At 71.0% G+C, this 8,966-nt stretch carries 9 protein-coding genes and 1 pseudogene; 3 read left to right on the plus strand and 7 right to left on the minus strand.

Annotated features, from left to right (window positions below):
• From EBH09_RS37760 to EBH09_RS09410, 4 genes and pseudogenes are all read right to left on the minus strand, one after another.
• Nucleotides 1–433 (minus strand): annotated as a pseudogene (locus tag EBH09_RS37760) (radical SAM protein); the annotation flags it as partial.
• Complete coding sequence (locus EBH09_RS09405; RefSeq protein WP_121746570.1) at nt 430–1,629, minus strand: FxsB family cyclophane-forming radical SAM/SPASM peptide maturase; 1,200 nt, start codon at nt 1,627–1,629, stop codon at nt 430–432. The pseudogene EBH09_RS37760 and the gene EBH09_RS09405, both read right to left, overlap by 4 nt.
• Complete coding sequence (locus tag EBH09_RS37765) at nt 1,592–1,762, minus strand: hypothetical protein (RefSeq protein ID WP_193776210.1); 171 nt, start codon at nt 1,760–1,762, stop codon at nt 1,592–1,594. Before EBH09_RS37765 ends, EBH09_RS09405 begins: the two co-directional genes overlap by 38 nt.
• Before the next feature lie 160 nt (nt 1,763–1,922).
• Nucleotides 1,923–2,243, minus strand: coding sequence for a CU044_2847 family protein (locus tag EBH09_RS09410; protein WP_121746571.1), 321 nt, complete (start codon nt 2,241–2,243; stop codon nt 1,923–1,925).
• A gap of 95 nt (nt 2,244–2,338) precedes the next feature.
• On the opposite strand from EBH09_RS09410, the gene EBH09_RS09415 reads away from it, so the two are divergent.
• Nucleotides 2,339–3,223 carry a deoxyribonuclease IV gene (locus tag EBH09_RS09415; RefSeq protein ID WP_121746572.1) on the plus strand — a complete coding sequence of 295 codons (885 nt, stop codon included), beginning with the start codon at nt 2,339–2,341 and terminating at the stop codon, nt 3,221–3,223.
• Nucleotides 3,224–3,246: 23 nt separating this feature from the next.
• Here the strand turns inward: EBH09_RS09415 and EBH09_RS09420 are convergent, their stop codons facing one another.
• On the minus strand, nt 3,247–3,894 hold the full coding sequence (locus EBH09_RS09420; protein ID WP_121746573.1) for a sulfite oxidase-like oxidoreductase: 648 nt from the start codon (nt 3,892–3,894) through the stop codon (nt 3,247–3,249).
• A 192-nt stretch (nt 3,895–4,086) separates the two neighbouring features.
• Here EBH09_RS09420 and bfr point away from each other — a divergent pair, with 192 nt between their 5' ends.
• Nucleotides 4,087–4,590: a bacterioferritin gene (gene bfr / locus EBH09_RS09425; RefSeq protein ID WP_121746574.1), complete on the plus strand. Its 504-nt coding sequence runs from the start codon at nt 4,087–4,089 to the stop codon at nt 4,588–4,590.
• Nucleotides 4,591–4,608: 18 nt separating this feature from the next.
• Here the strand turns inward: bfr and EBH09_RS09430 are convergent, their stop codons facing one another.
• Together EBH09_RS09430 and EBH09_RS09435 are read right to left on the minus strand one after the other, a co-directional pair.
• Nucleotides 4,609–4,842 carry a (2Fe-2S)-binding protein gene (locus EBH09_RS09430; protein ID WP_193776211.1) on the minus strand — a complete coding sequence of 78 codons (234 nt, stop codon included), beginning with the start codon at nt 4,840–4,842 and terminating at the stop codon, nt 4,609–4,611.
• Nucleotides 4,843–5,010: 168 nt separating this feature from the next.
• Nucleotides 5,011–6,363: a 3-deoxy-7-phosphoheptulonate synthase class II gene (locus tag EBH09_RS09435; RefSeq protein WP_121746576.1), complete on the minus strand. Its 1,353-nt coding sequence runs from the start codon at nt 6,361–6,363 to the stop codon at nt 5,011–5,013.
• A gap of 163 nt (nt 6,364–6,526) precedes the next feature.
• Between EBH09_RS09435 and EBH09_RS09440 the strand changes: the two genes are divergently transcribed.
• Nucleotides 6,527–8,966, plus strand: a 2,440-nt coding sequence (locus EBH09_RS09440; protein WP_153182641.1) for an N-acetylmuramoyl-L-alanine amidase, incomplete at its 3' end; no start/stop codon positions are given.

Consider the following 8,966-nt stretch of genomic DNA (forward strand, 5'->3'; position numbering starts at 1 on the left):
CGCGCACCTCGCCGAGCCCGGTGACCGTCCCCAGCCCGGGCAGTCTCAGCCGCCCCTCCCGCACCGGCACGGCGATCCGGGACGGGTGGGCCGCGCGTACCGCGGCGAGGACCGCGAGGGCGGCGAGTTCCCGGGTGGCGCACCCGCCCCGGCGGTGCGCCGGGCAGTGGCGCAGGGTGCGGGCGGCCCAGGTGCCGAACGCGGGGCCGTCCACCACCGCCCGGGTCACCTCGGGAGCGACGCGTTCGACGCCCGCCAGCAGGTCCGCGGCCGGCTCGGCGGCCCCGCCGCACGGACCGTCCAGGGCACGTCGCAGCAGCAGGAGGTTGCGGCTGCGCCGGGCGCGGCGCAGCAGCACCACCGCCGTCCGCCCGCCCTCCCCAGCGGCGAGGGCGTCGAAGACGTCGTCCGGGAGGACGTACGGGCCGATCACGCCCGCGCCGCCGAGCGGGCGAGCCAGCGTCTGATGTGCCCGATGAGCAGGAGCAGGTCGGTGCAGTAGACGGTCGGAGCACGGTAGCCGGAGCCGGGCCGGTAGCGGTGGCCGTACTCGCCGCCGCCGCAGACGGACAGCTCCGGACAGCGCAGGCACTGCTCGGACAGCGCGCGTTCCCCGGCCTGGCGGGCGGCGAACCCCGGGTGCAGCAGAACCTCGTCGAAGGAGTTCCGGAAGACGTCCAGGCCGCTCTCGGAGGCGCCGTCGGGTCCGGTGCGCAGGGTGTCGTTCTGGTGGACCGCCCCGTCGGCCTCGACGAACACGGAGACGGTACTGGTGATGCCCACCCAGTCGAGCCGGCTGTGGCCGCCGAGCACCGTGTGCAGCAGTTCGTCGAGGATCCGCACGGAGGTCTCCTTGCGCGGCGCCCCGGCCCAGCGGTCGAAGACGGCGGCCAGCCATCGCCCGTACGCGCCGGCCGGCGCGGGTGGCCGGGCGCCCCAGTGGCCGTGCGGCAGCAGGAAGTCGATCAGCGGCGGCCGGGTCGGCAGCAGCGACTCGTAGACGGCGACCGGGTCCGCGGCGGCGTCCACGGTGCACAGCAGGCCCGCGTACAGCTGCGGGTACGTGCCGGACAGCAGGTGCAGTCCCGCCATCACGTCGTCGTACGACCCACGGCCCGACGGTGTGCGGCGGTGCGCGTCGTGCGCCTGCCGGTCGCCGTCCACGCTGACGCCGACCCGCACCCGGTGCTCGGCCAGCGTGTCCAGCATGCGGGCGTCGAGGAGGGTGCCGTTGGTCTGGACGGTGAACTCGGCCTCGGTGCCCGCCTCCCGGACGGTCTCCCGGACGGTGCGTACGGCCTCGGCGACGCCCTCGGGCCCGGCCAGCAGCGGCTCGCCGCCGTGCAGCACGATCCGGACCTGCCGCAGCCCGTGGCGCTCCGCGTGTTCCGCGATGCGCTGCGCCGTGCGGCGAAGGGTCGCCGGGCTCATGGCGAGGGGCTGACGGCGCCAGGTCAGGTCGCCGTGCTCGTAGATGACGCAGTAGTCACAGGCGAGGTTGCACCGGCTGCGCGTCTTGAGGACGAACTGGCGCAGCGGGGCCGGCCGCCAGCCCTCGTCGAGGAGCGCCGCGACGTCGACCGCCGGTTGGTCAGGCGCTCGCCTGCCAGCTGGTGTATTCGTCGTCATGGGACTCCGCGGCCTCCGTCTGCAGCCGCTCCAGGGCCACCGCCAGTACGGAACCGGGAAGCGCGCGCAGTTGGTCGACGGTGAATCCGGCGATGTCCGGCAGTCCGCACTCGACCCCCGTGGTCTCTTCCATGCCTCGGCCCCCTCCTGCTTCCGGGACGTCCGGCATCCGGCCCCGCGCCGCGGCACTCCGGCCGCAAGGGCATGGTAGGCGGATCCCCCGGGGCGCGGGAGAGGGCCTCCGCCACCCGGCGACGGATCCGGACACCCGGTCCACCGGGCACGCCGGCCCGCTACCTCTCCCACACGGCACGCACGATCAAATGTGCCTCTCCCGTCGCCTTGGCCACGATCGCACCCGCCTCACCGCTCAGCTTCACCCCGAACTCCAGTTCCAGCCGTTGCGGGGCGACGTCGAGGGACGTCATCCGCGCGTGCGCCTCGGCGGCCATGCGCCGGATGCCGTCGAGGGCCTCGCCGAGCCCTTCCTGGGCGCGCCGGACCACCGTGCTTCCGTTGACCGAGATCTCCTGGAGGCCGTACACGTCCTCGTCGACGGGTTCGACCAGTACCCGGCCGCCGTTCGGCAGCGCGAAGCTGACGACGTCCCCCATGTGCACCCTCCCCTGGCTCGGCAGCGCCGGTGCGCTGGTGCAGTCGTACCCTGATCCGGGGTCGGCCCACACGTCCTGGCATCCTTGGTCCGGTCATGAGTACCGCGTCTTCTTCCTCCCGTATGCCGCGCAACCCCGTCGGCGGTCACGTCCCCGTGGCCGGCGGCCTGCACTCCGTGGGCCTGTCCTACGCCCGTGAGCTGAAGGCGGAGGCCGTGCAGGTCTTCGTCGCCAATCCTCGCGGCTGGGCCACGCCGGCCGGCAACCCGAAGCAGGACGAGGCGTTCCGGGAGGCCTGCGCGGCCGGGTCGCTCCCCGCCTACGTGCACGCCCCGTACCTGATCAACTTCGGTTCGCACACCGAGGCGACGGTGGAGCGGTCGGTGGAGTCGCTGCGGCACTCGCTGCGGCGCGGGCGGGCGATCGGCGCGCTCGGCGTGGTCGTGCACACCGGCAGCGCGACCGGCGGCCGGGAGCGGTCGGCGGCGCTGAAGCAGGTACGGGAGTACCTGCTGCCGCTGCTCGACGAGCTGACGCACGACGACGACCCGTACCTGCTGCTGGAGTCGACCGCCGGCCAGGGTGCCTCCCTGTGCTCGCGCACCTGGGACTTCGGTCCGTACTTCGAGGCGCTGGACGCCCACCCGAAGCTCGGCGTGTGCCTGGACACCTGCCACATCTTCGCGGCGGGGCACGACCTGACCGGCCCGTCCGGCATGCACCAGACCCTCGACCTGCTGGTGGACACGGTCGGCGAGGGCCGGCTCAAGCTGATCCACGCCAACGACTCCAAGGACGTGGCCGGGGCCCACAAGGACCGGCACGAGAACATCGGCGCCGGTCACATCGGCGAGGACCCGTTCCGGGCCCTGATGACCCACCCCGCGACCGAGGGCGTGCCGCTGGTCATCGAGACACCGGGCGGCAAGGAGGGGCACGCGGCGGACGTGGAGCGGCTGAAGAAGCTGCGCGACGGCTGACCCGCGGGGGCCGTACGGGAGGGTCAGAGCTCGGGGCCGTCCCCGGGCTCCTCCTGGTAGGAGTAGCGCTGCTCCTGCCACGGGTCGCCGATGTTGTGGTAGCCGCGTTCCTCCCAGAAGCCGCGGCGGTCGGCGGTCATGTACTCGATGCCGCGGACCCATTTCGGGCCCTTCCAGGCGTACAGGTGCGGGACGACCAGCCGGAGCGGGAAGCCGTGCTCGGCGGTGAGCAGCTCGCCGTCCTTGTGGGTGGCGAAGAGGGTGCGCTCGGCGGCGAAGTCGGACAGCCGGAGGTTCGAGCTGAAGCCGTACTCCGCCCACACCATCACATGGGTGACGGCGGGCGCGGGCGGGGCGAGGTCCAGGATGGTGGCGGCCGGAACGCCGCCCCACTCGGAGCCGAGCATGCTGAACTTCGTGACGCAGTGCAGGTCGGCGACGACCGTGGTGTACGGCAGGGCAGTGAACTCGTCGTGGGTCCAGCCGTACTTCTCGCCGTCGGCGGTGGTGCCGAAGACCCGGAACTCCCAGCGCTCGGGGCGGAACTTGGGGACCGGTCCGTAGTGCGTGACCGGCCAGCCGCGCTGCAGTCGCTGTCCCGGTGGGAGCTCGAACCGCGACGCTCCTTCCGGACCGCCTTCTCCCGATTCGTGTCCCGTCGGCTGACCCATGCCTCCATCCTGACAGACCCGGACCGATGCCCCTGACCCGCCCCACTTACATTCGGGCAAACACGCACAAGGACTGACAACCACGACTAAGCCTGTACTTACTTACTAAGTCGAGACTTACTGGACGATCTTCGATGCCGGTGCAATCATGCGGCGCAACACGCCAGTTCCCGTTCGAAGGAGCGTCAAGCGATGCAGGGCGACCCCGAGGTCATCGAGTTCCTCAATGAGCAGCTGACCGCCGAGCTCACGGCGATCAACCAGTACTTCCTGCACGCCAAGCTGCAGGACCACAAGGGCTGGACCAAGCTCGCGAAGTACACGCGCGCGGAGTCCTTCGACGAGATGCGCCACGCGGAGGTGCTCACCGACCGCATCCTGCTGCTGGACGGCCTGCCGAACTACCAGCGGCTCTTCCACGTGCGGGTCGGCCAGAGCGTGACCGAGATGTTCCAGGCCGACCGGGAGATCGAGGTCGAGGCGATCGACCGGCTGCGCCGCGGCATCGAGGTGATGCGGGCCAAGAACGACATCACGTCGGCCAACGTCTTCGAGGCGATCCTCGCCGACGAGGAGCACCACATCGACTACCTGGAGACACAGCTCGACCTGATCGAGAAGCTGGGCGAGTCGCTCTACCTGTCGACGGTCATCGAGCAGGTCCAGCCGGACTCGTCCGGCCCCGGCTCACTGTAGCCGGGCCGCTCGCCGCGGCTAGGCGGCTTCCGGCAGCTCCACGAGAACCGGTTCCCCCTGGTCGGCCAGCTGCCGGCGGGGGCAGGCGCCGCGGCCGAGCAGCGCCTGGATGCGCCGTACGCAGCCGCCGCAGTCGGTGCCGGCCTTGCAGGCGGAGGCGATCTGCCGGGGCGTGCAGGCGCCGGCTTCCGCGTGGCCCTTCACCTGTTCCTCGGTGACACCGAAACAGCTGCAGACGAACACGCGGTTCACCTCCCGAGCGGGGTACAAGGTCGTGCCGTACCGACGACCGGAGGGCCCGACTGATCGGTGAGGCAAACCTAACCTTACCCATCTCGCAAGGTCGGCAAAAGTGGAGGGGGCGCGGATCCTGTGTGACCCGCGCCCCATTTCACGCCCCCCCGGTGAGGGGGCGGACCGTCACTGGTCCCGGTACATCTCCGCCACCAGGAACGCCAGGTCGAGCGACTGGCTGCGGTTGAGCCGCGGGTCGCAGGCCGTCTCGTAGCGCTGGTGCAGGTCGTCGACGAAGATCTCGTCGCCGCCGCCCACGCACTCGGTGACGTCGTCGCCGGTCAGCTCCACGTGGATGCCGCCCGGGTGGGTGCCGAGCGACTTGTGGACCTCGAAGAAGCCCTTGACCTCGTCGAGCACGTCGTCGAAGCGGCGGGTCTTGTGGCCGGAGGCCGCCTCGTAGGTGTTGCCGTGCATCGGGTCGGTGATCCAGGCGACGGTCGCGCCGGACGCGGTGACCTTCTCCACCAGCTCGGGGAGCTTGTCGCGGATCTTGTCCGCGCCCATGCGGACGATGAAGGTCAGCCGGCCCGGCTCGCGCTCCGGGTCCAGGCGCTCGATGTACTGGAGCGCCTCCTCGGCCGTCGTCGTCGGGCCGAGCTTGATGCCGATCGGGTTGCGGATGCGCGAGGCGAACTCGATGTGCGCGTGGTCCAGCTGCCGGGTGCGCTCACCGATCCACACCATGTGCCCGGAGACGTCGTACAGCTGCCCGGTGCGCGAGTCGACGCGGGTGAGCGCCGACTCGTAGTCGAGCAGCAGCGCCTCGTGCGAGGAGAAGAACTCGACGGTCTTGAACTCCTCCGGGTCCGTGCCGCAGGCGTGCATGAAGTTCAGCGCCTGGTCGATCTCCCGGGCGAGCTGTTCGTAGCGCTGGCCGGAGGGCGAGGACTTCACGAAGTCCTGGTTCCAGGCGTGCACCTGGCGCAGGTCGGCGTAGCCGCCGGTGGTGAAGGCGCGCACCAGGTTCAGCGTGGACGCCGACGCGTGGTACATGCGCTTGAGCCGCTCGGGGTCCGGGATCCGGGCCGCTTCGGTGAAGTCGAAGCCGTTGACGGAGTCGCCGCGGTAGGTCGGCAGCGTCACGCCGTCGCGGGTCTCGGTCGGCTTCGAGCGCGGCTTGGAGTACTGGCCGGCGATGCGGCCGACCTTCACCACCGGCACGGAGGCGGCGTACGTGAGGACGGCGCCCATCTGGAGCAGCGTCTTCAGCTTGTTGCGGATGTGGTCCGCGGACACGGCGTCGAAGGCCTCGGCGCAGTCGCCGCCCTGGAGGAGGAACGCCTCTCCCTTGGCGACGGCCGCCATCCGGGCGCGCAGCTGGTCGCACTCGCCCGCGAAGACGAGCGGCGGATACGACTCGAGGTCCGCGATCACTGCGCGCAGAGCCTCGGTGTCGGGGTACTCGGGCTGCTGCGCCGCGGGCAGGTCTCGCCAGGTGTTGCCGGCGCTCGGGCCGGTCTTAGCGTTCACGGTCACCCCTCAACCCTACGGGGTCCTGTCACGCGGTTTTCGTACGGCTCGACAGGTGAGACGGCACCCCGGTGCGGGCGGCGGGACGGGGGTTGGTAACCTCACGCCCCTTTGAAGTTTGAATCACAGACATTTCACATACACGCCGAGCGCATACCAGGGGTGGGACTTGAGCGCGGATCATCGCAGAGACCGCAAGAAGAAGAGACTGCTTGTCTACGGTGTCGCCTCGGTGGTCGCCGCGGCCACCACGGCCGGCACCCTGGCACTGGCCTCGCCGAACCTGCTCGGCTCGGACGGCGCCAAGGCGGCCGCCGCCCCGGACGTCGGGCTGCAGGCCGAGTTCGAGCGGGCCGCGGAGGAGTTCGACGTCCCGCAGAGCGTGCTGATGGCGGTCTCGTACCGGCAGACGCGCTGGGAGGACCACGACGGGCTGCCGAGCACCACCGGCGCCTACAACGTGATGGGGCTCACGGACGTCGACCCCAAGGACCTCGGTGACGGCGACGCCGACGGGCGCGAGCACCAGCTCGAGCACATGAACCGCAGCGGCGACCCGGCCATCGAGAAGAACTTCGACGCCGAGAAGGCCCTCTCGAGCCTGCGCGAGGAGCCCGTCGACACGAGCGACCCGCGCCTGCACACCCTGGACGAGGCGGCCGAGCTGATCGACGCGTCGTCCGAGGAGGTGCGCAGCGACCCCGCCGAGAGCATCCGGGCGGGCGCCGCGCTCCTCGCCAAGTACCAGGAGGACGCCACCGGCTCGCTGCCGGAGGACCCCGGCGCCTGGTATCCGGCCGTGGCCCGCGCCAGCCAGGCAACCGACCACAAGGGCGCGGAGCTGTTCGCGAAGCGCGTGTTCGAGTCGATCAAGACCGGTGAGCGGCGCCTCACCGTGGACGGCCAGTACCTCACGCTGCCGGCCGACCCGGCGGTGGAGCCCGACCGGGGCACCGACTTCGACCTCGCGGCCGCCCACACCGCCGAGGCCGCCGCGACCCCCGACTGCCCGACCGGCCTGAACTGCGACTTCCGCCCCGCCGCGTTCAAGCAGAACAGCGACAGTCTGGACGACTGGGGCAACTACAGCATCGCGAGCCGCCCCGAGGCCGGCCACGAGATCAACTCCATCCTGCTGCACGACACCGAGGGCAGCTACGAGAGCGCCCTGGGTGTCTTCCAGAACTCCCGCACGTACGCCAGCGCGCACTACCTGATCCGCGCCTCCGACGGCCTGGTCACCCAGATGGTCGAGAACAAGAACGAGGCGTGGCACGCGGGCAACAAGTCCCTCAACATGCACTCGATCGGTATCGAGCACGAGGGCTACGCGATCAAGGACGGCAGCTGGTACACCGAGCCGCAGTACGAGTCCTCGGCGGCCCTGGTGAAGCACCTGGCCGGGAAGTACGACATCCCGCTGGACCGTGAGCACATCATCGGCCACGACGAGGTGCCGGGCGTCCTGGACGCCAAGGTCAAGGCCCAGCACTGGGATCCGGGCCCCTTCTGGGACTGGAACCACTACATGGACCTGCTGGGCGCCCCGACCGGCGCCGAGGGCCCCGGCGGCCCCTACAAGGCCGGCCAGGTGATCCGGGTCGTGCCGCCGTTCACCACGGCGAACCAGCCGAAGCTCACCAACGGCGGGTCCGCGGTCGCCAAGCAGCCCGCGAACTTCACGTACCTGTACTCCTCGCCGACCACCGGCTCGGCCACCCTCACCGACCCGTACCTGGGCAGCCAGACCTGGACCGAGGGCTGGAACTGGGCCAACAAGGTCGTGTCGGGCGGCGAGTACGTCGTCGCCGAGGCGCGGCAGGACTGGACCGCCATCTGGTACGGCGGCAAGAAGGCCTGGTTCTACAACCGGGGCGGCCAGTTCGCCAGCGCCGTCGGCACCCCGGACGTGATCACGCCCAAGGCGGGCGCCGGCACGGTCCCGGTGTACGGGCGCACGTATCCGGAGGACAGCGCATACACGGACACCGGAGTCGATGTCCAGGACGAGAACACCGCGTCGCTGACCAAGTACGGCGTCCTCGCCGGGCAGAAGTACACGCTGGCCGGGTCGGCCATCAACGGCTCGTACTACAACAGCGGCAACATCGACGGCTCGGGCGAGGGCTCCCGCACGGTGGTCGTGGGCGACACGGTCTTCCTCCCGATCCGCTACAACCACCGGCTTGCCTGGGTCCGCGCCTCGGACGTCCAGGTGGTCAAGGGCACCGCGCCGGACCCGGGCACGAACCGCTACGACATCCTCGGCCGGGACTCGTCGGGCGTGCTGTGGCAGTACCAGGGCACCGGCAGCTCGTCCTCCCCGTTCTTCGGCCGCTTCCGCATCGGCGGCGGCTGGAACACCTACAACGCGGTGACCACGCTGACGGCGCTGCGAGCGGACGGCACCGGCGACGCGGTGGCCCGCGACAAGAGCGGGGTGCTCTGGTACTACGAGGGCAGCGGCGACCTGACGGAGCCGTTCCGCAAGCGCACCCGGGTCGGCGGCGGCTGGTCCGTCTACGACACCATCACCGGCGCCCGGGACCTCACGGGTGACGGCAGGCCCGACCTGGTCGCCCGCGACAAGAGCGGCGTCCTGTGGCTCT

Origin of the sequence: Streptomyces sp. E2N166 (genome assembly GCF_003671715.1) — a bacterium.
Classification (GTDB): domain Bacteria; phylum Actinomycetota; class Actinomycetes; order Streptomycetales; family Streptomycetaceae; genus Streptomyces; species Streptomyces thinghirensis.